The sequence below is a fragment of the Paenibacillus sp. Lou8.1 genome (assembly GCF_024213565.1).
GTDB lineage: Bacteria > Bacillota > Bacilli > Paenibacillales > Paenibacillaceae > Paenibacillus > Paenibacillus polymyxa_B.
In genome coordinates, this window is record NZ_JANAVN010000001.1 from 248,417 (window position 1) to 275,140 (window position 26,724).

The window sequence follows — 26,724 nt, forward strand, 5'->3', positions numbered from 1 at the left end:
AGAGCGCAGTTCCTTTAATTTAAGGGACTGCGCTTTTTTGCGTAAATACGTTTATGATATGAGAAGATTGAGCAGGAATAGGGTATTATACGTAATAAAACTAGGCAGAAGACATTTCAAATTGGCCGCTTCCAACGGAAATATTATAATGTTTTTTCTTATCAGTTCGATTTTTGGCGTTACCATGGCTGCCACTATTATGATCGGACAAAATATCGGAGCAGGAGACGTAGCTGAAACCAAGCGTATAGTAGGTACAAGTGCAGTCTTTTTTCTGGTGCTCGCTTTTGCTATAGGTATTATCGGATTTTTGAGTGCGCCTTGGATTCTTCATGTACTCAATACACCTGCCGAATCAGTGGATATGGCGATCACGTATACGCGTATTATTTTCGCAGGCATGCCCTTTTTGTACGGCTATAACTACATAATGACTGTAATGAGAGGAGCTGGAGATTCCAAAACACCATTTTATTTTCTGATCGTTTCCGTCGTACTGGATGTACTACTCAACCCGCTGTTAATATTCGGATGGGGACCGATTCCTGCTATGGGCATTGGAGGTTCCGCTACTGCTACCCTGATCGCTCAAGGGATCAGCTTTGTTTTTATCCTCATTTACCTATATCGAGTAAAATATTTTTTGCGCATTACATCTTCAGAGCTTTATTTACTCAGATTTGATTGGAAGATTATTTGGACCCTAATCCGTAAGGGAGTGCCGATGGGGTTGCAAATGATTGCTGTCTCCACCAGCGCGATTGCTTTAATGAATCTGATTAACGGCTACGGGACAGTGGCAGCAGCAGCTTATACAGCAGCCAATAATTTGTCGAGCTATGTGCAGATGCCAGCAATGGCGTTAGGTGCAGCTGTATCTTCCTTTGCCGCTCAAAATATCGGAGCCGGACGTTGGGATCGAGTGCGTATGACAACCTGGATTGGGATTGTGTATAATTTTGTGTTGACTGGTGGAGCTGTGGTATTAATTTACGTGTTTAACCGGCAGGCCTTACTCATGTTCCTTCCATCTACGGGGGGGCGCATTGGAATTGGGTATGCGGATTAATATGATCACCTTGTGGTCTTTTGTTATATTCGGTGTTACCAATGTCATTACAGGTGTTGTTCGATCAACGGGTTCCGTCATGATACCGCTTTTAATTACCATTATTTCATTATGGGGCATTCGTATACCTTTGGCCTATGTATTTGTCGATGAGTATGGTCTAGATGCTGTATGGTGGAGCTTTCCTGTTGGTTTTGCTATCTCTGCCGTAGCAGTCATTTACTATTATGCTTTCGGGAAATGGAAGCAGGCAAGCATGGGAGAGGGAATCCAAGCCATGAAGTCCGCAGAGGACAAGGGATAGGTAGGCCATTTATACTATTTGCGATTAAAGTCTTATAAGGATAGATTTTGTGTAACTCCTATTTTTGACTAATAAAACATTACAGGTATAAAATTCTTTTTGTAAGAATAGCTCATTTTCTTGAATTTTAAAGAAAAAAGTGAGGTTGTTCATTTGTGCTAAAAGGACGATCATATTATAATGGATATGGTTTGGATAGGTATAATTACGTAGACAACAATGTGGAGGCACCGTCATTTGAGTTATGTTGAGCAAGGACGTTATCAAGTACCGAGAGGCCCCATAGGTCTAATGAGCCGAATGTACAAGCACATTCTCCCTGAAACGAAACTAGAATTGAGTAACTGGAAGAGCAAGGCCGAACAAATTCCGGACCCTGAGCTGCGAAGCCAGGCGCTTTCGAGCATAGCGGATAAGACATTTCACTGCGTGGGTGGAGCGGTTTATGCCGCTGCCAATATGTCTGCCCGGCAGACGCTAATTCCGCTGATCGTAGCGTATCAGACCATTAGTGATTATCTGGACAACCTGTGTGATCGCAGTACGTCCATGGACCCGGATGATTTCAGGCTACTGCATCAGGCTATGCTGGATGCGGTTAATCCGACGGCTAGGCCAGTGAATTATTATGAGTTGCGTCGTGAGCAGGAGGATGGCGGTTATTTGACCAGGCTGGTGACAACCTGTCAGTCTTGTGTAAGCAGGCTTCCGGGCTATGAGGCGGCTATGCCTTACGTTCAGGATTTGGCTCGATTATACACGGATTTGCAAGTATACAAGCATATTAAACCCGAGCTGCGGGAACAAGCGCTTTTGGATTGGTGGTCGCTTCATAAAGACCGTACACCAGAGTTACGCTGGAATGAGTTTGCTGCGGCTACCGGTTCAACTCTGGGGGTCTTTATGCTGTTTCTTGCTGCCAGCGACCAGCATCTGACAGATGCAGGGGCTGCCTCAATACATGCATCGTATTTTCCACATGTGTGCAGTCTTCATATTTTGCTGGATTATCTAATCGATCAAGACGAAGACCGGAAGGGCGGAGATCTTAACTTTTGCAATTATTATGAAGATACCGACATGGTGCTAGACCGGATCGCCTACGTTGTGAATCGGGCGCGGGCTGATATTGCAGATGTCCCTGCCAGCTCCTTTCACCGGATGATTATCGAGGGATTGCTGGCTTTATATTTATCCGACCCTAAAGTTAGCGAGCAGCAGGACGTTCGCGCTGTTTCGAGACGTTTAATGAAAAATAGTCCGCTCATGCGTTTGTTTTTCTTATTAAACAGTCGATGGATAAGAAGGCTTATATGATTATTTTGAGGAGGTCATAAATCATGACAGCAGTTAAGAAAATTGCAGTATTAACAAGTGGTGGAGATTCACAAGGGATGAACGCGGCAGTTCGCGCCGTCGTACGTAGCGGATTGTATTTTGGACTGGAAGTATTCGGGATTCAACGTGGGTATCAAGGCCTTTTGAACGACGATATTTTTCCAATGGATCTGAGAAGCGTCGGAGATATCATCCAACGTGGGGGAACTGTACTTCAATCTGCAAGATGCCTGGAATTTACGACTGAAGAAGGGCAGAAAAAAGGCGCTCAAATTTTGCGTAACCGTGGAATTGACGGCGTAGTCGTGATTGGTGGCGACGGTTCCTACCAAGGAGCTAACAAACTGACCAAGCAAGGCATTAAAACGATGTGTCTTCCGGGTACGATTGACAACGACATTTCCTTCACGGACTACACTATTGGTTTTGATACGGCGGTTAGTATCGTAGTGGACGCAATCAACAAGCTGCGTGATACGATGTCATCCCATGAACGTTCTTCTATCGTGGAAGTTATGGGACGTCATTGTGGTGATATTGCTCTGCATGCGGGTCTGGCTTCTGGCGCAGAAACGATTTTGGTGCCTGAGGTAGAATTTGACCTGAACGAAGTATCCGACCGGATGAAACAAAACTTTAAGCATGGTAAACGCCACAGTATCATTATCGTTGCTGAGGGTGTAGGCAAAGGCGAAACAGTAGCACAAGTTATCCAAGAAAACTGTCCGGATTATGAGCCTCGTGTTACAGTGCTTGGACACATCCAACGTGGAGGCACACCAACAGCGTTTGACCGCAACCTGGCGAGCCGTTTGGGTGACTTTGCTGTTCGCCAATTGATCGAGGGCATATCTGACAAGGCTTGCGGAATGATCGACGGTAAGTTGGTAGCTACAGATATTGACAAGGTTGTAAATACCAAAAAAGATTTCAATATGGAGCTTTATGAGCTGGCCTTGCGTTTGTCCCAATAATAAGAGCCTTTATGTAAAATAGATCGGCTCTGATATTGGAAATGATCAAAATTATGCGGATGACCCGAGTCATCCGCTATTTTTTTAGCTTTGAGTCCTATTAGGAGGTAGTCATATATGTACCTATTCAAAATCGAAGTGGACAGTTCGGAAGGAGCGCTGACCGTCATTCTCGCTGCTGAAAATGAAGAACAGGCATTTGAAGAGATTGAACAACATGTGGAGAGACACTTTCTATATCCTCCCAAGCTGAACGAAGTGGCTATTGTGGAGAAAAAACGAATAACTTTAGGCGCAGCATATGTAATCGAGACACGCAAAGGCTAAATAGCCTCTGCGTGTTGTTTTTTTTCGGCGAAACGACGTTGTACTCTCACCAGACGCCAGAGAAGTAAAATAGCGCCTACTGCCAACCCTGTTATCAAACCGATCCAGTAGCCGTAGGGCCCCAATGAAGTCCAGCGTGCCAGTATATATCCTACAGGAAGCCCGATGACCCAATAGGAGAGGAATGTGAGCAAAAAGGCTGGATTGACGTCTTTATACCCGCGTAGCGCTCCTTGTGTAGGTGTAGCGACAGCATCAGATATCTGAAAGAAAATCGCATAGATTAGAAAATGCTGTGCCAATTGAATGACCTGCGGATCGGTGGAGTAAAGTCGAGCGACCTGTTCACCCCAGATAAGCAGTACAATAGCTGTAATCAGTGATAGACCTACTGCGCTGCTAATCCCCATTACACTATAAGCTTTGGCATCCCGCCGACGAGCAGCCCCTGTTTCATAGCCAACTAGAATCGTAAGTGCCATGCAAATGCTGAGTGGAATCATATACAGCGTAGATGCAAAGTTCATGGCGGCCTGATGTGCGGCTATGGTAGCTGTATTATAGCTACTCATGAAGAGAGTGACGGCTGAAAAGACGGCAGTCTCAAAAAATATAGCAAATCCAATCGGTACGCCAATCTTGATGAGCTCTTTCAAAGCACCAGCGGCAATCCCGTATATTTTGCTGAAGATTCGGTATTCGGCAAATATTCTTCCACGATGCGTAGTGATACCGGCGACCAGCATGATGATCCAGTAGGTGGTTGCCGTTGCCACCCCGGAGCCTACACCCCCCAGACGCGGAAAACCCCAGTTTCCATAAATAAGGAGATAGTTCAACAATACATTGATGGGTAACGACATGAGCGTGATGAACATCGTAAAGCGGGTTTGTCCCAATGCATCCATGAAGCTTCGGAGCACAGTGTAGGCAAATAGAGGAACAATCCCGAAAGCCATCGCACAAAGATAGTACAGGGACACATTATGAACTCTCAATTCCAAATTCATACCGTTCAAAATAGGCTTGACCAAAATGATGCCAGCAATCAATACGACCATAGACAGGGCAAGAGAGAGCCAAAGTGCTTGAATGACATAGTAGGAGACTTTATCTTTGCGCTGTGCTCCTACCAATTGAGATACAATGGGCGTGATAGCCATAAGTATTCCGTTAAGGCCTGTTTGTACAGGAACCCATAGGCTTACTCCAATGGCTACTCCAGCCAGATCGGCAGGGGAAAAGTGTCCCGACATATTCGTATCAAAAAAAGTCATGGCAGATAGTGCAAGCTGGGTAATCAGGATAGGGAGCAAAATGTAGAAAAGTTGCTTCCATTTCTGTCCCGTTGTTAGAGTCAATTGCATTTTTGTTTTCCTCATTTACTAGGGATTGATTATTCGTATGTATCATAACATGTAAGTATTTATTGTAAGGGATACCGCTACATTTGAACAGTAATAAAAAGACTGCACCCGTTCGCCAAACAACGGGACAGCCTTCGAAATAATTATATAATTTCTAAATTTTATATAAAATAATAAAAAGTCCCGAGAGATAAATTATTTGTATGTTACTCCGCTAGTATAGCGGTTTGTGGCATTCCAAAGTAGATATTCATCCACTTTCATATCCTTAAGCGCTCGAATTTGGTCCTCTACTTGAGTTTTTCCATACTTAGCATAATGTCCGCTCCCCAACCAACTTGCGGTAAAATCCTGGATCCAAGGACGAATAATTGGCTTTAGCTTGCCCGTCGGATCGAGCTTTTTGTGTGTATCGGCCATGGAGCCTTTAATCGTCTGGTATGGATTCTTATCGGGGTCTTTTACACCGAACCAGCCTGTGGTGTAGTGACTTGGATAAACCATGGGCGAAATGACATCCACATTTTCGGAGATTTTAGTGAAATCCTGTCCGATCCCCTCCGCAGCAGGAACGGATGCGGCATATCCGAAAATATCTACCGATACTCGTACACCTAATGGAGCAAGCTCTTTACGGGCATATTGTACGAATTCAGCGACTGCATCCGAGCGGGATTGATCTGATTTGGTATATTTCAGCTTGTCTGCTCTTTTCTCAAAGCCTTCGGGGAAACGTACATAGTCAAATTGAATTTCCTTAAAACCAAGTTTGGCTGCTTCCTTAGCGATGGCGATATTATAATCCCATACTTCTTTATTATAGGGATTGACGAACCCGTCTCCTTTGCCGTTTTTCCAGACAGAGCCGTCAGGGTTACGGAAAGACATCTCGGGATTTTTGTTAGCTAGTACCGTATCTTTAAATACGACAATACGAGCAATCGGGTAAACATTATGCTTTTTCAATCGGTCCATCAAACCGGAAATATCCCGAATGAATTTTTGCGGCTTGCCCAATTTGAGCAGCTCGGGATTGGTCGTTGGATAAGTGATGTAACCTGCATCGTCTTTTATATCAATAACCATGGAATTGAGCTCTGTCTTGTCAAGCAGTTCAAGCAGCTGAGTCATACGCGAACCGCCTGCGCTATAAGCCGTGACATAGATGCCCTTGATAGCAGGAGTCGTCGGTTGTGGGTCAATTTTAACTGGGGGATTGGAGGCATCCACCTTCATATTATTGTGCTGAGCCTGGATCATGGCGCTACTAATTGTTGTTGCCACCGTATCTTTTACATTTGGAGCGTTGGCTGACTGATCGCCGTTTCCGCCTATCCCCATCGCCAATAGCATAATTGCCCAAATCATATTCATTTCCTAACTCTCTCCCTTATGTATGTCGCTTACCTGATTATACGTAAAGTTATGTATCGAAAAACAACACGCTTGTAACCAATACTGGAATCATCAGGCACAGTCTTACATGATTAACCCAACCTGTGTTCATTGAATCCATAAAAATGCATAAATAATGCCGCTCTCTTCGCGGTTGTAGATGTAACCGGAAGAAGCGGCACTTGGTAAAGAAATTTATTGAAGATAATTATTGTCTTGATGCTCGCAAATACTGTACTGAATAATTTCTAGCGCATCCGTTGGCTTGAGTATGGCCATCCCGTCCCGAAGCACAATCATCGAGTTCAGCTCATCCTTTTTGAGAGAAGGGAGCATTTCCGGGTACCATCTTAAGACAATGTCGGACAGTTTTACCGTTTCCATTTCCACAAAAATCACCCTTTCCTGCTCGGAATCATTCCAAAAGAATCATTCAATACGATTCGGAAAAGCAAAGTGCCTGTGAAATAGCAGGTAAAGCTGGTCTTTATATACTATGGGAACAGCGCACATATAGTGTACCACAGAAACTGTATTTTGACACTTGGGTTTGTGCTTATCTTCGGCGAAATGAACCCATCACCCCAACCGTTTCCACAATATTGACAAAAGCTGAAGGGTCCACTTCTTTAATGATCCGTTTTAATTCAACTAGCTCGTAGCGTGTCGTGACAGTCATCAGCATGTCCTTTTCGGTATGTGAAAATGCGCCTTCAATTTTTATTTTGCTAACACCGCGTGGTGTGGTCAACATCCGCTCCAGTAGCTTGTCGGTGTGTTCTGTAATAATGTAGACGGTAATCTTCGTGTGACTGACATAGATTTGATCCAATACCTTGCCAGTCACAAAAATAGATAGCATGGACGCAAGTGCAATATTCCAATCATCGTTCAAATATCCTGCTGCAAGAATAACCAGTCCATTCATGCCAACAAGTACAGTTCCTACGGGGAAGTCACGATAACGAGTGACGATGGAACCGATAATGTCAAAACCGCCCGTAGAACCCCCTACCCGAAAGGAAATTCCTGCTCCAACGCCGATCATCACCCCACCAAAAACGGAGGCTAGCAGGGGGTCCGATACGACAGATTGCACCGGCACCCAGGCCAAAATCCACGTTGTAACGACAACGGATAAAATGCTCAGGCTAATAAAACGCTTGCCTAAAATAAACCAGCCTGCAATAAGCATCGGAATATTGATAATAAAATACATCGCGCTGATATCAAATTTTGTGAAGTAGCCAATTAACATGGAAAGACCGGCTACTCCCCCGCTCAGCAAGTGGTGTGGCACGAGAAACAGATTAAAACCGCATGCAATGGCAGCGGCTCCAAGAATGACAGTTAAGCAGTTTAACACTATTTTTAACAACTTATTTTCACCTCATTTAAATTATACGGGAAGCAACTTGCTGGTATTCATGAATTGTTCTGTGCTATAATGCGATGTGGATATTCTTGAGTAGGGACCTATGTCCAGAGAAACACTTAAAATTTAAACTGTTTTAAAAAGGATAAATTCGTTTAAGATGTATCGGATAGGTTCCCCAAATTTATTACAGAAAGATACAGTTATAGGTCTAAATAAACTGTCACTGTATTGGGGAAAACTTATACAATAATATCGCTACTTAAGAATACAGACAACATTGTGGATTGTCCACCACATCCACCATTATGAAGGAGTTTGAATAAATTTGACGACATTTGCAGAATTTGATCTTGAACCGAAAGTAATTCAGGCGATTACAGAACTGGGCTTTGAAGAAGCAACACCAATTCAATCCCAATCCATCCCGATTGCACTGCAAGGCAGAGACATGATTGGCCAAGCCCAAACAGGTACTGGTAAAACCGCTGCGTTTGGTATTCCGCTGATTAACAAAATTTCTAGAAGCGACGAAAAAATCAGAGCCCTGATCATGGCACCAACACGTGAGCTTGCTATCCAGGTAGCTGAAGAAATCGAAAAACTTTCCCGTTTCAAAGGTCTTCGTACTTTGCCAATCTATGGTGGACAAGATATCGTACGCCAGATTCGTGCTTTGAAAAAGAAACCTCAAATTATTATTGGTACGCCAGGACGCTTGCTTGACCATATTAATCGCAAAACCATCAAGCTGGAAGATGTAAACACAGTGGTTTTGGATGAAGCAGATGAAATGTTGGATATGGGCTTCATGGAAGATATTCAATCCATTCTGAAGCAAGTTCCAGACGAGCGTCAAACGATGCTTTTCTCGGCTACAATGCCTCCTAATATTAAAAGATTGGCTGAGCAATTCCTCAAAAATCCTGAGCATGTTTCAGTTATTCCTAAACAAGTTAGTGCTCCACTGATTGATCAGGCCTATATCGAAGTTCCTGAGCGTCAAAAATTCGAAGCATTGAGCCGTTTGATCGACATGGAATCCCCAGAACTTGCTATCGTATTTGGTCGTACCAAGCGTCGGGTAGACGAGCTGGCTGAAGCTCTGCAAAAACGCGGATATTCTGCAGACGGTTTACACGGTGACTTGTCTCAAAACCAACGTGATGCTGTAATGCGTAAATTCCGTGACGGAAGCATCGACGTGCTCGTAGCGACTGACGTAGCTGCCCGTGGTTTGGACGTTTCCGGCGTAACTCACGTTGTTAACTTTGACCTTCCGCAAGATCCAGAAAGCTATGTTCACCGTATTGGACGTACTGGACGTGCAGGTAAAGAAGGGGAAGCTTGGTCTTTCGTAACGCCTCGTGAAATTGACCATTTGCACTTTATCGAACGTGTAACTCGTCACCGCATTCCACGCAAGCCGCTTCCAACGTTGGCTGAAGCTCTGGAAGGTAAACAACGTATCATTGCTGAACGTCTCCTAGAGGCTGTAGAAAGCGGTGAGCTGAACGAGTATAAAGGTTTGGCTATTCAAATGCTGGAGCAATATGATTCTGTACAACTTCTCTCTGCAGCTCTGAAGCTGATGACTGGTGAGAAGAGAGAAGCATCGATTGAACTGACTCCAGAAGATCCAATCCGTGCAAAACGTCGTAAACCAGACGTGCGTTCTGGCGGTCGCAAGCCTTCTAACTATAGCGGTCGCAGCAACGGTGGTTACAATTCCAACCGTTCTGGTGGTAGCGGCGGTAGTGGAAGCAAAGGTGGATATGGCGGTTACAACCGTGGCAAAGAAGGCGGTGGCTACAACCGTGATTCCGGAAGCCGCTATAGTGGAGATCGCAAACCACGCCCGAGTAGCAATGGAGAAACTCGTCGTCCTGCAAGACGTGAAGATTCCTCTTCCGAATAAGAAATGAAATAATGAAAAGTCGAAGCAGATGAAGCTTCGGCTTTTTTGTTATGATTAATCAGTATGTATGAACCTTTTAGAGATCTGCTTTAATGGGTCACGTATTGATTTCACTGGCGTATTAGGGCTGAAATACGGTATGATATAGTCAAGAGCCGGAATTTATAGGCATAGCAACATGAGTCTTGGAACTGCCAAGGCTTGCGGAGGGAGAGACTGACATTGGAGTTTAAAGGAGCTATGGGTGGTATTTACCGCCTGACCGAGTGGATTACCCGACTGGCGGCTACAAATTTGTTATGGGTGTTATGTTCGTCGCCTTTTGTGTTCTGCCTCATACTGAAACTACTTGTAATGAATCAGAATTTGGCTAATGAGTCTTTACAAATGAATTGGGCGATGGCTATTTTGGCACCGCTTACTTTATTTCCAGCCACATCGGCTATGTTCACAGTGGTTCGCAAATGGGTAATGGGCGATACCGATACGGGCGTGTTTCGTACCTTTTTTAAAGGGTATAAAGAGAATTATAAGCAAAGTTTGATCGGGGGTATCTTTTACACGTTGCTGTTTGTCATCATGTATGTGGATTATACCGTATATATGACACAACTCAGCAACTTGCAAATCGTCGGCGTAATTATGCTTATTCTTATCATTATTTTGCTTGTGTCTATGTTTAACTTCTTTTCGATGGTGGCTCATTATCATATGTCTACCGGACAAATTATTAAAAATGCGGTGTTACTGACGCTGATTCGACCATTTCGTGTATTTTCTACCCTGCTCGGCAGCGCTGTTGTTATATTTATCGGAGTCAAATATCCTGTGCTTTTCCTATTCTTCATTGGCAGCGTGGTTGCCTGGTTCGCTTTCTTTAATTTTTACGGAACGTTCCTCAAAATGCAGGATCAAATGGAAAAGATGAAGCAGAAAGATGAAGATACGGCAAGCATTGAAGACAAAAAAAGTGATAACCCCTAAAAATAAAACATATTTCTCCTAGCATTTACTTTCTGAGTGAGAAGCGCTATAATAAGGTCACATCCTGCGATGCACGTTACGGTCATTTGTTGTTTTGAACCAATGACAATGTCTAGGGAGATCTATACGGATGAATAGCTGAAAAGCCCTGTCAATTCCTGACAAGGGGACTTCAAAAGTTTATTCTGCGGTCACCCACCTGCTAAAGCAGGTTCAGAAGACGCTATGGTCGGACGGCATCGGCGGGTACTCCAAAGATAATGAATACACTCTGTTCATGCTTCGTGCAGAAACAGGGTGTTTTTTGTATGCAACAATGTTAAACTAAGACATGAGGTACTAAGGTCGCATACCACAGGTATGGTCGGTTAACTTTTTGTTGTTTAACGTTTTTATAAAGCGCTTGCAGCAAAAAAACCGATGTGCTGCATTTCGGCAACGATTATCGTGAAGGAGGAAATGTCTTGTCGTTGAAGAGGACTCTGGTAGGGATTGTGCGCAGCCAAGAAGGTACAAGCGACCGGGTCAAGGACCCCCAAATGAAGACACGCTATTATAACTTATCGAGAGACAAGGCTTGGGAAGAAGTATCATCTATTTTGAAAAAAATTCCTGGCTACAAGGTACTCCATGAGGTAGCATCTGTAGGTGAGATTACGTTAGAGAAGCGAACGGCGTTCGGTAGAACCGTCGACATTACCGTTTCCATATTGTCCGTCTCGCCAGTTCGGAGTGCGGTGGATATTTATTCTGCTTCACGCGGATCGCTAGGGGACTTGGGCGCGAATTACCGCATCATTTTGCAACTGTTCGCTGTGATTGACAAGAAGCTGTCCGCTCATAAGGTCGTGCAGTAATTGTAGATGTGTGAGCAGTGATGTGGCAGATAAACGTCAAAAAAAGCGAGGAAGGCAACCCTTCACTCGCTTTTTTAATATTCAGTCTGATTTAGACGAGTTTTTTCACTGCTGCAATCGCTTGGTCATAGTCAGGATGTTCGGACATTTCGCTCAAGTATTCTACGTAAGCGATTTTGTCATTTTGATCAATTACAAAAATAGCTCTATGATCCAAATGGAATTCCTTGATGAACACACCATAAGCTTCGCCGAAGGAATGATCCTTATAGTCGGACAGTGTCAATACGCGGTCGATACCGGCAGCACCGCACCAACGAGCTTGAGCGAAAGGCAGATCGACGCTGACAGTTAGCACCACGACTTGATCCCCAAGGGAATCAGCTTCTTGGTTAAAACGTCGAGTCTGTGCGTCACACACGCCTGTATCCAAAGAAGGAACAACACTGATCAATTTGACTTTGCCCGCAAAGTCTTGGAGCGTAGCTGCTTCTAGCAGGTTTTTCTGTAATTTGAAATCAGGTGCCTGGTCTCCAACCTTCAGTTCAGGTCCTAAGAGTGTCAAAGGATTGCCTTTAAAAGTAGCAGCTCCTGTACGTTCTTGTGCCATATGTAATAGCCTCCTTGGTTTTTAGCATTGGTTATCGTTGCCGAAATCTATTATAATCTTTTATAAAAGACATTGTCCAATTTGAATAAGGTGGAGACACCCATGAAGGAAGGATTGCCTTGATTTTTTTACGTTATGAGAACTGGAAAAGTTATTTGCGGTTTTACCCAGTGACCTGTCTGATTTTGCTCATTAATATTGTGATGTTTATTGTACTCACCGTACAGGGTGGATCGGAAAATAGTTTGACGCTGATCCGATATGGAGCTTTGATTAATGAAGCGCCATTCACTGATCAGCTGTGGCGATATGTATCAGCCATGTTTTTACATGCAGGGTTTGATCATCTTCTGTTCAATTCCTTCGCCATACTCGTATTCGCTCCTCCGCTGGAGCGTTTGCTGGGGTCCTTCCGCTATGTGCTATTGTATCTGGTCACGGGCATTGTAGGGAACATACTGTCCATCGCGCATTACAACATGATGGCGGAAACGACAGTCTCTGTAGGAGCCTCAGGAGCGATTTATGGCATCTATGGAGCATTCCTATACGTTGCCCTGTTCCAGCGGTCACTGATGGATGACGCCTCGCGCAAAACGCTGTACACGCTGCTTGGGTTTGGTATCCTGTTTTCTTTCGCTGTAGCGAACATTAACTGGACGGCTCACTTCGGGGGATTGCTCAGTGGGTTTTTCCTTTATGGATTAATGATCAGATTGACTGGCCAACGCAAACGTCACTAAAGACAGTTTTACCGTAAGTTAGCAGGGTAAGAAAGAGGATGATGTTCGATTGACGTCTTCTTCCGGATGTTGAAAAACAGATTGGAGCGAATATCGGAGTGGAATTACGACAGTTGCAATACTTCATGAAGGTAGCGCAAAAAGAACATGTCACTCAGGCAGCCGAGGAGCTACATGTGGCGCAATCTGCGGTAAGCCGGCAAATTCATCAGCTTGAAGAGGAGCTGGGAGTTAATCTTTTTATGCAAAAGGGTCGCAATTTGCAGCTAACGCCAGTGGGACAGCTATTTTGCAAACGGGTTGAGACGATTATAAAAGATCTAGAGCGAGCTGTTTTGGAGGTTCATGAGTTTTTGGACCCTGAGGGGGGCGAAATCCGCATCGGTTTTCCGCACAGTTTGGGGATTCATCTTATTCCTACGGTGGTGGCTGAATTCCGAAAGCGGTATCCCAATGTTAAATTCAGATTTAAACAGGGGATGTACCCGAGTTTAATTCGTGATGTGTTAGCGGGTGAGGTGGATTTGGCTTTTGTATCTCCTTTTCCAGATCGTCATGATCATGTAGAGGGGGACGTGGTGCTGACCGAGGAGTTGTTTGCTGTTCTCCCGCCCAATCATCCTTTAGCCACGGCCAAACACATCACGCTGAGTCAGCTTAAAGGAGAAAAATTCATCCTGTTCAGAGATGGATATTCGTTACGCCCGATTGTCTGGCAGGCTTGTCTGGAGGCAGGATTTACGCCAGATATTGCTTTTGAAGGTGAAGAAACAGATACGATTCGCGGATTAGTTGCGGCTGGTATGGGAGTCAGTCTTTTGCCTGAAATGGCGTTGTTTCAGACCAACCCGCTTCAACCTGCAAGAGTGTCAATTGTTGATCCAGAGGTCACGCGAACTATAGGCTTGATTCATCGCAAAGATGACAAGCTACCATTAGTTGCAAAGTCATTCCGGACTTTTTTGTTGCAATATTTTGGTCTTAAAGGTAGTGTTGCTACTCCGAATGGAAGTGCAAAAGCGGATTTAGGGCAGTGAGTATAGCTGGTTGGTTTTAGATAAAGAAAAAAAGGTTGTTCCTCTACCGTTAACTTGGTGGAGGAACAACCTTTTTTGCAACACAAGCAATTAATCCCGGCTGTTAAAGATACCGATTAAGCGAATTAGTTCCAGCAAGGAAACGAGAGCTGCAGCCACATAAGTTAATGCAGCAGCATTTAATACTTTGGCGATACCCCGTTCTTCATCACTACGGATAAACCCTTCGGAAACCATAATTTCCCGGGCGCGGTTGGAAGCATTAAATTCAACCGGTAATGTAATTAATTGAAAGGCAACAGTAGCCGAGAAAAAGATAATACCCAAGCCAATCAGGTTCGTATAGCTGAATAAGAAACCGGCAATCAGCAGAAATGGTGCAATCCCGGAAGCGAAGTTTACGATCGGAAAGATCCGATGACGGAGTGCTAGCATGGGATAATGCTCTTTATGCTGAATGGCATGACCGACCTCGTGACAAGCTACGGCAACTGCAGAAATCGATTTTTCATAATAAACGGGCTCGGATAGCCGCACGACTCTTTGCATTGGATCATAATGGTCAGATAACGCACCAGGTACTGGTTCAATAGGCACATCATGCAAACCATTGCGATCCAGCATATGCCGAGCTGCATCATAACCGGTTAACCCATTTTCATTTGGGACATCAGACCATTTATTAAAAGTACCTTTTACACGGAATTGCGCCCATAAGGATAATCCGAACGCAAGAATAATCAATATATACATACCCATCATAAAGCAACCCTCCATTATTGTTCATCATAGCCCGGGCATCTACATCATAGAACTATGCTCCAGCAGATACTTCAGAGCTTCGATACAAGCGGCGCTTTGTGGTAGTAGACCAGTAAGCAACTTGCGCGCTTGAACGGGCTTGAGCTGCCCCAAAAGAGGCTGTAGTTCATTGACTTCACGTTCTAGACGCTGCATGTGCATCTCTAGACTCGTTAGTTTGTCAGTGACGTGCTCTTCCCCCGCGACCGAGTTCCATTTAATCAGTGTCTGTCTGATTTCCTCAAGGCTATACTTCTCTTGTTTCATTTGGTTAATACGTTCAAGCCTGTTTAAGGTTTCATCATTATAAAGACGATAATTTTTCAATGATCGTTCTTCAGGTGTGATCAAACCAAGCTTTGTGTAATAATCAATAGTTCGTTCGCTGACACCAGCCGCCTTGGCTAGCTCACCAATTCGATACAGCTTCATATCCCCATCTGTCTTCACCTCGCGCTCTTCGTTCAACCTTCAATATTAGCATTTGCAAACGGAGTGTATATAAAGAATATTTTACATGATTCCCAACCATACAGTCAAACGTCATGCTTTTTTTGGACGGAAACAAGCTACTTTTATAGTTAGTAAATGTGACATGGAGTGTTTGGGACCATGTTTTTTTAACATAATAAAAAAAATCTTGTCAACTTTCATGTATTCTGATTATAATGACAATAAGAATTTCACGAAATGTAAAGAAACTTAACATTCGAGGGAGTGGGCTTCATGAGAAAAAAGTGGTTAGTTGTATTATTGGCCATGCTGACAGTATTAGCTTTTCCGGTAGGTGCGTTTGCTGCTGACGGTCCGACAAATATTCAACTTCAAGCCGGGCTAAACACGGCCTTTACGTTCTTGGCATTTATACTTGTATTTTTTATGCAAGCGGGATTTGCATTGCTGGAGGCAGGCTCGACACGAATGAAGAATGCAGGCCATGTCGCTGGTAAAACGATTCTCACCACAGGTGTTGCGGCTTTGTCCTTCTGGGCACTTGGATTTGGATTCGGATTTGGTAATGATGGCGGCAACGGATTTATGGGACTGACGGGTTTCTTCATGAGTGGTACGAATGCTGCTGCATCGTTTGATGCTCTTTCAGGTCTGGATGTTCCGATTACAATTATGTTTTTGTTCCACTTTGCTTTCGCTGCGGTATCACTTTCTATCGCATGTGGGGGAATGGCAGAGCGTGCAAAATTAAGTGTATACATTATCTTCGGTATTTTGTTCTCTATCGTGATCTATCCGGTTGTAGCTCACTGGGTGTGGGGCGGCGGATGGCTTGGTAAGTTAGGCATGCAGGATTATGCCGGTTCGACGGTAGTTCATTTGACAGGCGCTACGGCGGCACTCGTCGCTACACTGCTGCTCAAACCGCGTCTGGGAAAGTTCAATAAAGATGGCAAGCCGAACATTATCCCTGGTCATAATCAGGTGTACTCTATCTTGGGTGTTATTATTCTCTGGTTTGGTTGGTTTGGGTTTAACCCAGGTAGTGCTGTATCGGCTATGAACGACGGATTCTTTGGATATGTGGCCTTGACTACCAATATTGCTGCTGCGGCAGGTGGGGTTTTCGCTTTGCTCGTATCCTGGATGGTATATGGAAAAGCAGATATTCCTGCTATGCTAAACGGTGTGCTGGCGGCTTTGGTTGCTATTACTGGTTCTTGTGCCTTTGTAGCCCCTTGGGCGGCACTGGTCATTGGTGCAGTTGCAGGGATCGTCACTTTCTTCACAGCGCAATGGTTCGAGCGTGCAAGAGTAGATGACCCGGTATATGCTTTCTCCGTGCATGGTGTTGCAGGGATGTGGGGCGCAGTGTCCACAGGGTTCTTCGCTACTCCTGAACTTGTAAAAATAACAGGTGTAGGTCAAGCGGGTCTGTTCTATGGTGGTGGATTTACCCAATTAGGAGTACAGCTGCTTGGACTGATTGGCACTTTGGCTTTCGTGTTCGTCATTTCCTTCATTATTCTGGGTGCGATGAAAGCGATTATGGGTATTCGCGTTACGGAAGAGGAAGAAACGATGGGACTGGATATCAGTGAACACGGTACGTACGGCTATCCTGAGCAAATGAAGTTGGTTGCCGAGGCTGAAAAGCGTTCTGGAATTGTGAACTAATATGTAAAATATAAAGAACCAGTATGGATGAGCGGAGGAGATGGAAGTATGGAACTGCAAAATAAGGCCTCTTGGGTGAGTTCCGCTGAAGCGATGGATCATGCAGATACGCCTGAATCGCTAAGGCAGGCCAGGGTCGACTCTCAAAAATGGCTGCTGGCTTCCCAAGCCTCCGCTCCGTTATCAGACTGGTTACGAACGGCGAATGAAATGCATGACCGCATCGCGGCCAGAGCTGTACAAATGTGTGAAAAAGGGATGGTTGAGGATGGCTTCGGCCCTCCTCCCGTCCCTTATGCATTTATAGCCTTCGGAAGCATGGGGCGCTCGGAATCGACGCTGTGGAGTGACCAGGATAACGGTATGATTATCAGTGACACAATATCTGCTGATAAAGAATTGTATTTTAGAGAGTTTGGTCACAGGGTGTCTGCGATGTTAGAGTATTTGGGATATCCCAAATGTGAGGGGAAAGTAATGTGCTCGGAGCCGTTGTGGCGCCAAACATTGTCTGGATGGCAAGAACAGCTAACGAAATGGTCGGACGATTTTGCTTGGGAGCCGATCCGTTATCTGATTATCTCGTCTGATATGAGGCATATCGCTGGAGATGAGCAATTATCTGCAAACTGGAAACGAAGTTTTTATGAGTTGTTCCGAAAACATCCTGATTTACCCTCGGCGGTGCTTAGGAACACGGTGAGGCATAAAGCGACACTTAATATTTTAGGTCAGATTGTTACCGAGCGCTTCGGTGAGCATGCGGGCGATTTTGATGTGAAATACGGGTTGTACATTCCGCTGGTGAACGCAGTCCGTTTTTTGGCGTTGCAACATGGTGTAGAGGAAACCTCCACCCTCAAAAGGCTCAGTCGTCTCGCATCATTGGAAGCGGCGCCGTTGCCTTTACTCGATGCTTGCGAGCGAGCCTTTCGGATCGCGCTTCAGCTTCGAATGGCTACTCCGGTGAAGAAGAATGATGGATTGCTGGTCAGCAATGGCTACCTGGCTGTAAAGCCGCTCAAACAAAGTAAAGGCTGGCATGAGTTGCGCGAGGCGCTTTCGACAGTACGACGGCTGCATCGTGCGTTGCAAAGGCAGTTGCGATTTATGGAAGGGAGAAGGTCATGAAGGAACCAGCGCAGGGAAGTGGCTTCTGGAGCGCTCTCCGCAGAGGAGGAGTGCCGTCTGCGATCGCATCTGTAATGGGGGCTCCTACGGCTCAGCAGATGGCGTTTATTCGCTCCTTAACCCGGGAGCAACGGCGCTCTGAAGTATTGCGGACCCCGCTGGATCGTCTGGAGACGGTAGTTTTTGATCTGGAGACAACGGGATTTTCAGCACAGCATGGAGATGAGATTTTATCGTTCGGGGCGATTCGGGTTGTCGGGGATATGATTATGGAAAAAGAGCAGTTTTATACGCTTGTTAATCCACGGACTGTGATTCCTGAGCATATTACCGAGCTAACTGGGATTACCCGGGAAATGACGGATGAAGCTCCACCGCTTATGAACGGACTGCACGACTTTATGTCCTTTGTAGGTGGGCGAGTACTTGTGGCACATGCTAGCGCTCATGACAAGGCCTTTTTGAATGCTGCGTTATGGAAAACATCTAAAGTTCAATTGACTCACCGTGTTCTGGATACGATGATGCTTGCCAAATGGCTTGAGCCACAGCAACATCAAACCTACAGTTTGGATGAATTGTTGACCTATCAATCCATTCCGATTGAAGGACGGCACCATGCGTTAGAGGATGCGAAAATGACCGCTAAGCTGTGGGTTGCGTATGTTCAGGAAATGTTGAAGCGTAATGTGACCAATTTGGCAGATGTCTACGCGCATTTAAGTCATGCCTGATTCAGTACAAGGCATAGCATTCATATACACATAAAAACAGCAAGTTCGCGATTTCGTGGGTTTGCTGTTTTTTTTGCGTCCTGTTCAGATTTAGAAGGTTAGAGGTGTGAACAGTATGGGCATCCTATGGAGAAGGTAAGGGTCATTTAGACGAAAGACAGGTGATAAGACTGTGAAAAGATTTTTTTTCATCAGAGCGATGGTTATGCTGGTTGTGGTTGGGGCTTCGTGGGGAGTTATTGAAAACACAACTTATGCAGCAAACCTGTCCATGGAAAATGCACCATTAAAAGAGGGATACGGTAGAGAAAGACTTAAAGCTGAGAAAGAGGTAGAGGATGAAACAGTTGCGGTAGAGGTAATGAAAAAGATAAAGCCTGGGCAACGGCTTCCTTCTATGATTTTAAAGGGGTTAAACGGCAAGACCTACGATGTAGGGGCCACGCGCAATAAAGCTTTGGTTATTAGCTTTTGGGCTTCGTGGTGCGATCCGTGCCGATTAGAAGCGCCTATGCTGAATGAGTTGTATAGTAAGTACAAAGATGATGTGGATGTGTATGGTATCAATGTAACTCGCTATGATCGATTGGAGGATGTGCAGAGGTTTTCCCGCTCTTTGGACCTCCAATTTCCCATTTTACTTGATGAGCAAGGAGCATTGTTTGAACGATTTGGAGGGGTGGCTTTTCCAACTCATGTAATGGTTGATCATCATGGACAGGTCCGCGAAATCATAATCGGCATGCTCAGTGAGCAGGAGTTGGAACGCAAAATAGAAACTCTTGAAAAAAAGAAGGTGTCTTTGGGAGCCGAGTAGACCCCCCAAGACACCTTAAAAGCTCATGCGAGCACCTGATTAGTGATTAACTAATCCGTGATGAGTAAGCTCTGTCTGATCGTTTTTTGGAGTCGGTGCTTCCAATAATGCGTAACGGAAACTGTCCAAGAGAGCTTCCCAGCTGGCTTCAATTACATTTTCGGATACGCCTACGTTACTCCAGACGTCCTCATAATTTTTAGACTCAATGAGCACACGTACCTTGGCGGCGGTGGCATCCTTTTCGTCAAGCACACGTACCTTGTAGTCAGCCAAATGCATGTCCCGCAAGGCAGGGAAATATTGAGAAAGAGCCTTGCGGAGTGCGTTATCGAGCGCGTTGACAGGACCGTTACCTTCAGCTGCGGTATAGACACTCGTCCCTGCGACATTCAGTTTCAAAAATGCCTCGGATACGACCGGGCGGCCGGCAGTTTTCTCTACCAGCACTTTGAAGGATTCAAAAGAGAACATTTCCTTCACTTCACCACCTGCTTCACGAATGAGCAGTTCCAACGAAGCATCCGCGCCTTCAAACTGGTACCCCTGATGCTCCAGTTCCTTGATGCGGCTAATTACGCCACGTGCCTCATCACTAGATGGGTCAAGGGTGATGCCCAGCTCTTGCGCTTTGGATACCACGTTGCTTTGCCCGGCCAGTTCGGAGACCAAGACCCGTTGCTTGTTCCCCACGAGTTCAGGAGCGATGTGCTCATAAGTTCGCGAGTCGCGCAGAATGGCTGACACGTGGATGCCCCCCTTATGGGCAAAAGCTGCATTGCCTACATAAGGCTGGTTCACAGGCATATTGACGTTGGCGACTTCGCTCACAAAGCGGGCTGTATTGTGGAGTTGATTTAACTTCTCAGTATCTAGACAGTCGTAGCCCAGCTTGAGCTGCAAATTAGGAATGACGGAGCACAGGTTAGCGTTACCACACCGTTCACCGTAGCCGTTGATGGTACCCTGAACCTGCCTTGCGCCTGCTTGTACAGCACTTAAAGAGTTCGCTACTGCCAATTCGCAGTCATTGTGTGTATGAATACCCAACTGCGACCTCGTTATCTGGCTTTGCAGCATAGTGACAATTTCCTGAATCTCATGCGGTAGGGTACCGCCGTTTGTATCGCACATCACGAGCCAATCCGCGCCTGCTTCTTCTGCTTTTTTCATAACGGCCATTGCATACTCGGGATTGTTTTTATATCCGTCAAAAAAATGTTCGGCATCAAAAATAACCTCCATGCCCCCTTGCTTTAAAAAGGCGATGGAGTCGTAAATCATAGACAGATTTTCCTCCAGTGTCGTCTGTAGGGCGGTGTGTACATGAAAATCCCATGATTTACCCACAAGTGTAGCAGCCTGAGCGCCGGATTCCAGAATTCGTTGTAGATTGACATCCTGTGCTGCGATGCTATCTTTGCGGCGCGTGCTGCCGAAGGCGACAATCTTTGCCTGAAGGCCTAGCTCTTGTACCCGTTTGAAAAATTCGATATCCTTGCTGTTGCTTCCGGGAATCCCGCCTTCAATATAATGAACACCGAGATCATCGAGTTTTTTGGCGATTTTCAATTTGTCATCAGCAGACAAGCTAATTCCTTCTCCTTGAGTGCCGTCTCGCAGCGTTGTGTCAAAGATAGAAATAGCGGTGGACATGAGGGACTCCTCCTTTGCGGATTGCTCAGATTGATGATGCTCTGCTTTTTTAAGCACATTAATTTAGTTGTTTAAAGCTTAAAAACAGGAAAGCGTTAGTTTGTCGTGTTTGTATGTTAGTCGATTATATCAACTTATGACTTCAATTGTAATATATAATTATCATTTTTAGCCGCAAAACCTTTATTTTTTATGTAAAATAGAAATAGCATTTAAGGGTATCTCAAGTATAAAATCAAAACACATATTCCCGCGATGACGGGTGAATTTACAGTTAAAAAGAAGGGTTGAGCATGAAAGATGTCAGTGCTTATTATCCGGCTGGTGGACGAGTTATTCTACATGTGGATATGAATGCATTTTATTGTTCCGTTCATGCAGCGGAGGAGCCGGAGAAATATAAGGGACTGCCTACCGCGGTGGCAGGCAGTAGTGAGCTGCGCAAAGGTGTAATTGTAACCTGCTCTTATGAAGCTCGACGATTGGGCATTTCAACAGGGATGGTCGTTCAGCAGGCTCGTCGGATCTGTCCGCAGCTCATCGTAATACAGCCTGATTTTCACTTGTATCGTCGTTATTCCAAGGCATTTATGAGTATTGCCTATTCATATACGCCTATGCTGGAAGCAACTTCAATTGATGAGTGCTATCTGGATATTTCTGGCTCCAAACAGTTTGGAACACCTATGGAAATTGCTGAGGAAATCCAGCGCAGAGTAGAGGACGAACTGGGTCTGCCCTGTTCAATTGGAGTTGCTCCCAACAAGTTGCTGGCCAAAATGGCCTCTGATCTGAAAAAACCACGCGGGATATCTATTCTACGTTTGCGTGATGTACCCAACATTTTGTGGAACCTTCCTTGTGGTCAATTGTTTGGTGTGGGCCGCAAAACGGCAGATAAGCTTCTACAAATGAACATTCGCACCATTGGACAACTAGCTAAGGCTGATGAGCATATGCTGGTTGGCGTATTTGGTGTGACGGGTTCGTGGTTAAAATTGGCCGCTAATGGGATTAACCATTCTCCAGTCAGCACTGAACGGGAGCCAAACAAGTCCATTGGTCACACGACTACCCTGCCTATGGATGTGGTAAAGCTGGAAGAAGCCCAACGGGTACTTCTTAACATTAGTGATCAGGTAGCCCGGCGGCTTCGACGACACGGTATGCTGGCAGGAGGTATACAACTGACGATTCGGACGCCGGATATGAAGACCTTTACGCGTTCTCAAGTAAGGAGCACTCCTACGGAAAGTGCAGAGGACATATATAAGGAAGCTTGTGCGTTGTATCGTCGCCATTGGGGAGAGGATAAGCCAGTGCGCTTGCTGGGGATTACGCTACAGCAGCTCATTCCAAAGGAGGAAGCGGCCGTTCAAATGGATCTATTTGAATACCAGGATCAGCCTAAGAAGGAAAGCTTATTGAAGACGATGGATGCACTGCGCGATAAGTTTGGTGAAAATGCAATTTTGACCGCTGGGATGCTGGGAGATGATCCTTCGGTACTTCTTCGCAACTCCAAGTTGCGCGGAACTTCGCTGCAAAAAGACAATCTACCAACTCCGGAGTGAACTTCTGGGTGATTTATTGCAAACATCAGAAGCTTACGTTATAAGTGTTTTTTGCATGAAGGATAAAGGAAAATAATTTGTAATAATATTGGGTTTGTATTAATATGTGAATAGAATGCAAAAGCTGGTTTGTTTGACTGTATAGGAGGAAGAGAAAAGTTATGGCTAAATACACTTGGGTAGAAAAAGATACATGCATTGCTTGCGGAGCGTGTGGCGCTACAGCACCAGACATTTATGATTATGATGATGAAGGTTTGGCAGAAGTGATCTTTGAAGGGGATGCAAACCAAGGCATCAAGGCGATCTCAGAAGATTTGTTTGATGATATGCAGGATGCTTGTGACGGTTGCCCTACAGATTCCATCAAAGTAGCAGACGAGCCGTTCAATAAAGAAGGTTAAGCGTAGGCTTCTTCGATAGGCACAGCACTGACAGCTCCCTTCGCCGTATAACGGTGAAAGTAAGCTGTTGGTGCTGTTTTTTTTAGATTATAGAATGGTTCAGCGGAGGTGAACTATTCTATGCCAAGCGCGGTCTAGCTTCCGTGAAAGTGCGTCGATAGACGTTTTTCTTATGTGCTGTCCATCGAGTCTATTTTTGCCGATATACATAATAGGAAGTATGCAAGATTACACGATCAGGAGGATCCGATGAACCATTCGCCTCATCTTAAATCGTATGTAAAAAAACACCCTGATAATAAAATGGCCTGGTATTTACTCGGCAAAGAGTATGAGAGCAGCGGTCAGGAGGGCAAAGCAAATTATTGCTTTAATCGTGCAGGAGAAGTGTTCGAAGCCTTCGAGCATAAACAGATTCCGGCAGACGTATGGATGGAATATCAGGATAAACTGGTTCAAATGTCCAAGGAGAAGGAGCGAAGGACGGCTCGAACACGCCACCTGTTAACTGCGTTAATGGTACTACTGCTCGTATGGGTTCCTTCAGCCAATTCACCGAGACCTTCAAATGAAAATGCATCAGTTCCATCTGGAACTGAGCAGGTAGCAATTGATAATATTGAAGTTACGAAAGTGGCCACTGCTGATCCGAAGGAGATGGCCCAGATCGGTGTGGTTGGTGGTGTGTTTACGGCTCAAGCTCGAAAAGGGAGTGGAGCTGGAACGGGGCTTACTGATTTGTTGGCTAAGACTAGCCGACTGCCGTCCAAGACTACAGTGTTGGGTATGGAGCAAGGGGGCTCATGGCTGCTCTGGAGAGAGGGTATGAAGCCCTTACTTAGTGTACAGAACAAAGGAAACGGTGGATTAGCTGTTCAGTCTTACGACGCCGCTGCGTGTGCTTGCAAGCCGTCAGACAGTGAAAATCTTCGCAAAGCAGGTCTAAAATGGGCTGCTGGACAGGAGGAATTAGCTGTGTTGAATAGCTCCATGCGTGCTTTTCGCTCACAGCATCAACGTCTTCCCCAGAGTCTTGATGAATTGACTCGAGACTTTCCCGCTAACACGATGTACGGTACGACAGACGGGATGAAGAAGGCTTTTACACCTATGCGTAATTTACTTGCTTCATCAGGACAGGGAACAGGGAAGGCAGTAGATTTAGACGCTGACTCGTCGGCCGAAAGCAGTCCATTACTGGCATCGTCATTGCACGGACAGCCTTTTCTGGGGCAACCGCTGCGAATTGTGGTGGACAAATCCAAACACAGGCTCGCTCTGGTAAGTGGCAATGTACTTATTCGGAATTATCCTATCGGTTTGGGTGGAGAAAGAACACCAGAAGGGAAGTTTGTGATTACCGATAAAGTAGTAAATCCGAACGGCAAATCCAACGGTGAGTTTGGCAGCCGTGGAATGCAACTGTCTGCAACGAATTATGCCATTCATGGTACAAACGAGCCGGAGAGCATTGGCAAAAATGAGTCGTTGGGTTGCGTCCGCATGGGTAAAGAGGATGTGGAGGAATTGTTTGCACTCGTACCTTCGGGTACGGAGGTAGTCATTGGTAACGGAGGATTGCCTGATCAAGTGCTTGTGCCTGGTTCCCGATTTACAAGTGAGCCGCAGCATGACCAGACGAATCCCCGCAAAACCTATCACTGGCTAAATTAACGTTTTGATGCTATTGCTACTTGGTGTTTAACGATTTCCTGCTTGTGCTAAAACAATGACCAGAATAATTACAATGATGAGGAGAACAAAGCTGACGGCGGTCCAAACAATCGCTTTCTTGTTCACCTCATCCTTTTTCTTTTGCAGACTGGGCGGCTTGCGCTTGGTCTTCATATCAGCAATCCCTCTTTTCTAACGGGCTAAGGTCTTGTCTTACTATGTCCATTGTAAATGGTTTGATTATACATTTTCAATGACATCTCCATGACAACTGAATTGTTCTGGAGCTACACCTCGCAAATTACTTTCTTTTTGGTATGGAAAAAGCTAAACTATTTTGTAGAGATGTTTTTTAGGATTGTGCAAGGGCATAGAACGGAGTGGATGAATCGTGTTGTATCGAAGGATTGCGAAACCTGTTTTTTTTAAAATGAGTCCAGAAACGGCCCATCATGTAGTCATTGACGGCTTAAAACATGCGGGCTCACTCCCTGGTGGAGCAGCGACACTGCGAGGGATGTACGGAGTCAAGGAAACGGAGGATCTTGCCGTTGATCTGTTTGGCATTCATTTTCCCAACCCGATTGGACTGGCTGCAGGACTGGATAAAAATGCAGAAGCGGTTACTGGTTTTTCTTCCATCGGGTTTGGATTTATGGAAGTGGGAACGGTGACACCTGTGGGACAGCCCGGCAATGATCGGCCCCGGTTGTTCCGACTGCCTCCCGATGAGGCGTTAGTCAATCGGATGGGCTTTAACAATCTGGGTGCTGAGAGCATGGCCAAACGTCTGGCTGCACTCAAACATCGACCTGTTCCGGTCGCAGTTAATATCGGCAAAAATAAAATCACGCCCAATGAGGATGCTCATAAGGACTATGAAAAGTGTATTTCCGCACTGTATCCGTATGCGGACTTCTTTGTAGTGAATATTAGCTCGCCGAATACGCCGGATTTACGAAAGCTCCAGCATGGTAATGAACTGAAGTCGCTATTGGAAGCGGTTCGGGCAGAGATGGGAGTTCAGGCGAAAAAGTATGGCAATGCCAAGTCTGTACTGGTTAAAATTGCGCCAGATGTATCGGATGAGGAATTGGAATATATGACAGATGCGATTGCTGCCAGTGGAGTAGACGGCATTATTGCGACCAATACAACAATATCCAGAGCTGGTCTGACGCACCGAAATGCGAGTGAAACAGGAGGGCTGAGTGGTAAGCCGCTGCGTGACCGTTCCACAGAGGTCATCGGACGGGTGTACCGCCAGACGGAAGGTAAGCTGCCTATCATCGGATCGGGCGGCATCTTCACGAGTCGTGATGCCTATGACAAAATTAAAGCAGGCGCAAGCCTGATTGAAATTTATACAGCATTGATCTACGAAGGGCCGGAAGTAAATAGGGCTATACATGCTGGCCTGCGTGAGCTGCTTCGAAAGGACGGCTTTAGACACATTACCGAGGCTGTTGGTGCAGATCACAGATAAAAAAGCGTTGTCGGAAGAG

The 26,724-nt window shown here is 45.4% G+C and carries 25 protein-coding genes, 1 other RNA gene and 1 pseudogene; 18 read left to right on the forward strand and 9 right to left on the reverse strand.

Annotated features, from left to right (window positions below; translation table 11 throughout):
• Positions 1 to 124: 124 nt before the first annotated feature.
• From NLX78_RS01190 to NLX78_RS01210, 4 genes and pseudogenes are all read left to right on the forward strand, one after another.
• A pseudogene (locus NLX78_RS01190) lies at positions 125 to 1,373 on the forward strand (MATE family efflux transporter); the annotation flags it as partial.
• Positions 1,374 to 1,610: 237 nt separating this feature from the next.
• A complete protein-coding gene (locus tag NLX78_RS01200) occupies positions 1,611 to 2,690 on the forward strand; it encodes a tetraprenyl-beta-curcumene synthase family protein (protein ID WP_254349419.1) in 1,080 nt (359 codons plus the stop codon).
• A 23-nt stretch (positions 2,691 to 2,713) separates the two neighbouring features.
• Positions 2,714 to 3,685, forward strand: a complete 972-nt coding sequence (gene pfkA, locus NLX78_RS01205) for a 6-phosphofructokinase (RefSeq protein WP_061828603.1) — start codon at positions 2,714 to 2,716, stop codon at positions 3,683 to 3,685.
• A gap of 117 nt (positions 3,686 to 3,802) precedes the next feature.
• Positions 3,803 to 4,012 (forward strand): DUF3906 family protein, encoded by a 210-nt coding sequence (locus NLX78_RS01210; protein ID WP_013309710.1) that lies wholly within the window; start codon positions 3,803 to 3,805, stop codon positions 4,010 to 4,012.
• Here NLX78_RS01210 and NLX78_RS01215 read toward each other — a convergent pair.
• From NLX78_RS01215 to NLX78_RS01230, 4 genes are all read right to left on the reverse strand, one after another.
• On the reverse strand, positions 4,009 to 5,379 hold the full coding sequence (locus NLX78_RS01215) for an MATE family efflux transporter (protein ID WP_254327843.1): 1,371 nt from the start codon (positions 5,377 to 5,379) through the stop codon (positions 4,009 to 4,011). The two genes, NLX78_RS01210 and NLX78_RS01215, sit on opposite strands and share 4 nt — an antisense overlap.
• A 195-nt stretch (positions 5,380 to 5,574) precedes the next feature.
• Positions 5,575 to 6,753 carry a putative glycoside hydrolase gene (locus NLX78_RS01220; RefSeq protein WP_061828601.1) on the reverse strand — a complete coding sequence of 393 codons (1,179 nt, stop codon included), beginning with the start codon at positions 6,751 to 6,753 and terminating at the stop codon, positions 5,575 to 5,577.
• A gap of 216 nt (positions 6,754 to 6,969) precedes the next feature.
• Complete coding sequence (locus NLX78_RS01225; RefSeq protein ID WP_080683009.1) at positions 6,970 to 7,158, reverse strand: hypothetical protein; 189 nt, start codon at positions 7,156 to 7,158, stop codon at positions 6,970 to 6,972.
• Between the two features lie 172 nt (positions 7,159 to 7,330).
• Positions 7,331 to 8,152, reverse strand: a complete 822-nt coding sequence (locus NLX78_RS01230) for a YitT family protein (protein ID WP_025722295.1) — start codon at positions 8,150 to 8,152, stop codon at positions 7,331 to 7,333.
• A gap of 325 nt (positions 8,153 to 8,477) precedes the next feature.
• On the opposite strand from NLX78_RS01230, the gene cshA reads away from it, so the two are divergent.
• The 4 genes from cshA to NLX78_RS01250 all read left to right on the forward strand — a co-directional run bounded on the left by cshA (position 8,478) and on the right by NLX78_RS01250 (position 11,908).
• Entirely contained in the window at positions 8,478 to 10,067 is a 1,590-nt protein-coding gene (gene cshA, locus NLX78_RS01235; RefSeq protein ID WP_029516709.1) for a degradosome RNA helicase CshA, read from the forward strand.
• 222 nt (positions 10,068 to 10,289) lie between these two features.
• Positions 10,290 to 11,051 (forward strand): YesL family protein, encoded by a 762-nt coding sequence (locus NLX78_RS01240; RefSeq protein WP_061828600.1) that lies wholly within the window; start codon positions 10,290 to 10,292, stop codon positions 11,049 to 11,051.
• A gap of 58 nt (positions 11,052 to 11,109) precedes the next feature.
• Positions 11,110 to 11,304, forward strand: a non-coding RNA gene (gene ssrS / locus NLX78_RS01245) — 6S RNA.
• A 211-nt stretch (positions 11,305 to 11,515) separates the two neighbouring features.
• Positions 11,516 to 11,908 (forward strand): DUF1499 domain-containing protein, encoded by a 393-nt coding sequence (locus NLX78_RS01250; protein WP_013309718.1) that lies wholly within the window; start codon positions 11,516 to 11,518, stop codon positions 11,906 to 11,908.
• A 91-nt stretch (positions 11,909 to 11,999) separates the two neighbouring features.
• On the opposite strand, the gene tpx is transcribed toward NLX78_RS01250, so the two are convergent.
• On the reverse strand, positions 12,000 to 12,518 hold the full coding sequence (tpx, locus tag NLX78_RS01255) for a thiol peroxidase (RefSeq protein WP_023988020.1): 519 nt from the start codon (positions 12,516 to 12,518) through the stop codon (positions 12,000 to 12,002).
• A 119-nt stretch (positions 12,519 to 12,637) separates the two neighbouring features.
• Between tpx and NLX78_RS01260 the strand changes: the two genes are divergently transcribed.
• Together NLX78_RS01260 and gltC are read left to right on the forward strand one after the other, a co-directional pair.
• On the forward strand, positions 12,638 to 13,261 hold the full coding sequence (locus NLX78_RS01260; RefSeq protein ID WP_061828599.1) for a rhomboid family intramembrane serine protease: 624 nt from the start codon (positions 12,638 to 12,640) through the stop codon (positions 13,259 to 13,261).
• Positions 13,262 to 13,359: 98 nt separating this feature from the next.
• Positions 13,360 to 14,298: a glutamate biosynthesis transcriptional regulator GltC gene (gene gltC, locus NLX78_RS01265; protein ID WP_039270004.1), complete on the forward strand. Its 939-nt coding sequence runs from the start codon at positions 13,360 to 13,362 to the stop codon at positions 14,296 to 14,298.
• Between the two features lie 90 nt (positions 14,299 to 14,388).
• Here gltC and NLX78_RS01270 read toward each other — a convergent pair whose 3' ends face one another.
• Both NLX78_RS01270 and NLX78_RS01275 read right to left on the reverse strand, forming a co-directional pair.
• The gene (locus NLX78_RS01270; RefSeq protein WP_023988023.1) at positions 14,389 to 15,060 is read right to left on the reverse strand and encodes a zinc metallopeptidase; all 672 of its coding nucleotides are present in this window, start codon (positions 15,058 to 15,060) and stop codon (positions 14,389 to 14,391) included.
• Positions 15,061 to 15,099: 39 nt separating this feature from the next.
• A complete protein-coding gene (locus NLX78_RS01275) occupies positions 15,100 to 15,531 on the reverse strand; it encodes a MerR family transcriptional regulator (protein WP_023988024.1) in 432 nt (143 codons plus the stop codon).
• Positions 15,532 to 15,825: 294 nt separating this feature from the next.
• Here NLX78_RS01275 and NLX78_RS01280 point away from each other — a divergent pair, with 294 nt between their 5' ends.
• The 4 genes from NLX78_RS01280 (at position 15,826) to NLX78_RS01295 (ending at position 19,911) form a co-directional block, all read left to right on the forward strand.
• A complete protein-coding gene (locus NLX78_RS01280; protein WP_039270006.1) occupies positions 15,826 to 17,229 on the forward strand; it encodes an ammonium transporter in 1,404 nt (467 codons plus the stop codon).
• A 48-nt stretch (positions 17,230 to 17,277) separates the two neighbouring features.
• Positions 17,278 to 18,360: a DUF294 nucleotidyltransferase-like domain-containing protein gene (locus NLX78_RS01285; RefSeq protein ID WP_254349420.1), complete on the forward strand. Its 1,083-nt coding sequence runs from the start codon at positions 17,278 to 17,280 to the stop codon at positions 18,358 to 18,360.
• Positions 18,357 to 19,094 (forward strand): exonuclease domain-containing protein, encoded by a 738-nt coding sequence (locus NLX78_RS01290; protein ID WP_061828597.1) that lies wholly within the window; start codon positions 18,357 to 18,359, stop codon positions 19,092 to 19,094. The genes NLX78_RS01285 and NLX78_RS01290 overlap by 4 nt, the downstream gene beginning before the upstream one ends.
• 172 nt (positions 19,095 to 19,266) lie before the next feature.
• Complete coding sequence (locus tag NLX78_RS01295) at positions 19,267 to 19,911, forward strand: TlpA family protein disulfide reductase (protein WP_254349421.1); 645 nt, start codon at positions 19,267 to 19,269, stop codon at positions 19,909 to 19,911.
• Positions 19,912 to 19,950: 39 nt separating this feature from the next.
• On the opposite strand, the gene cimA is transcribed toward NLX78_RS01295, so the two are convergent.
• Positions 19,951 to 21,567: a citramalate synthase gene (cimA, locus tag NLX78_RS01300; protein ID WP_254349422.1), complete on the reverse strand. Its 1,617-nt coding sequence runs from the start codon at positions 21,565 to 21,567 to the stop codon at positions 19,951 to 19,953.
• A 293-nt stretch (positions 21,568 to 21,860) separates the two neighbouring features.
• Here cimA and NLX78_RS01305 point away from each other — a divergent pair, with 293 nt between their 5' ends.
• The 3 genes from NLX78_RS01305 to NLX78_RS01315 all read left to right on the forward strand — a co-directional run bounded on the left by NLX78_RS01305 (position 21,861) and on the right by NLX78_RS01315 (position 25,219).
• On the forward strand, positions 21,861 to 23,141 hold the full coding sequence (locus tag NLX78_RS01305; RefSeq protein ID WP_023988030.1) for a DNA polymerase IV: 1,281 nt from the start codon (positions 21,861 to 21,863) through the stop codon (positions 23,139 to 23,141).
• Between the two features lie 161 nt (positions 23,142 to 23,302).
• Positions 23,303 to 23,545, forward strand: a complete 243-nt coding sequence (locus NLX78_RS01310; RefSeq protein ID WP_013309730.1) for a ferredoxin — start codon at positions 23,303 to 23,305, stop codon at positions 23,543 to 23,545.
• Positions 23,546 to 23,794: 249 nt separating this feature from the next.
• The gene (locus NLX78_RS01315) at positions 23,795 to 25,219 is read left to right on the forward strand and encodes a L,D-transpeptidase (protein ID WP_254349423.1); all 1,425 of its coding nucleotides are present in this window, start codon (positions 23,795 to 23,797) and stop codon (positions 25,217 to 25,219) included.
• 27 nt (positions 25,220 to 25,246) lie between these two features.
• On the opposite strand, the gene NLX78_RS01320 is transcribed toward NLX78_RS01315, so the two are convergent.
• Positions 25,247 to 25,393 carry a hypothetical protein gene (locus NLX78_RS01320; RefSeq protein WP_023988033.1) on the reverse strand — a complete coding sequence of 49 codons (147 nt, stop codon included), beginning with the start codon at positions 25,391 to 25,393 and terminating at the stop codon, positions 25,247 to 25,249.
• A gap of 217 nt (positions 25,394 to 25,610) precedes the next feature.
• Here NLX78_RS01320 and NLX78_RS01325 point away from each other — a divergent pair, with 217 nt between their 5' ends.
• Entirely contained in the window at positions 25,611 to 26,705 is a 1,095-nt protein-coding gene (locus tag NLX78_RS01325) for a quinone-dependent dihydroorotate dehydrogenase (protein ID WP_134902526.1), read from the forward strand.
• Positions 26,706 to 26,724 lie beyond the last annotated feature (19 nt).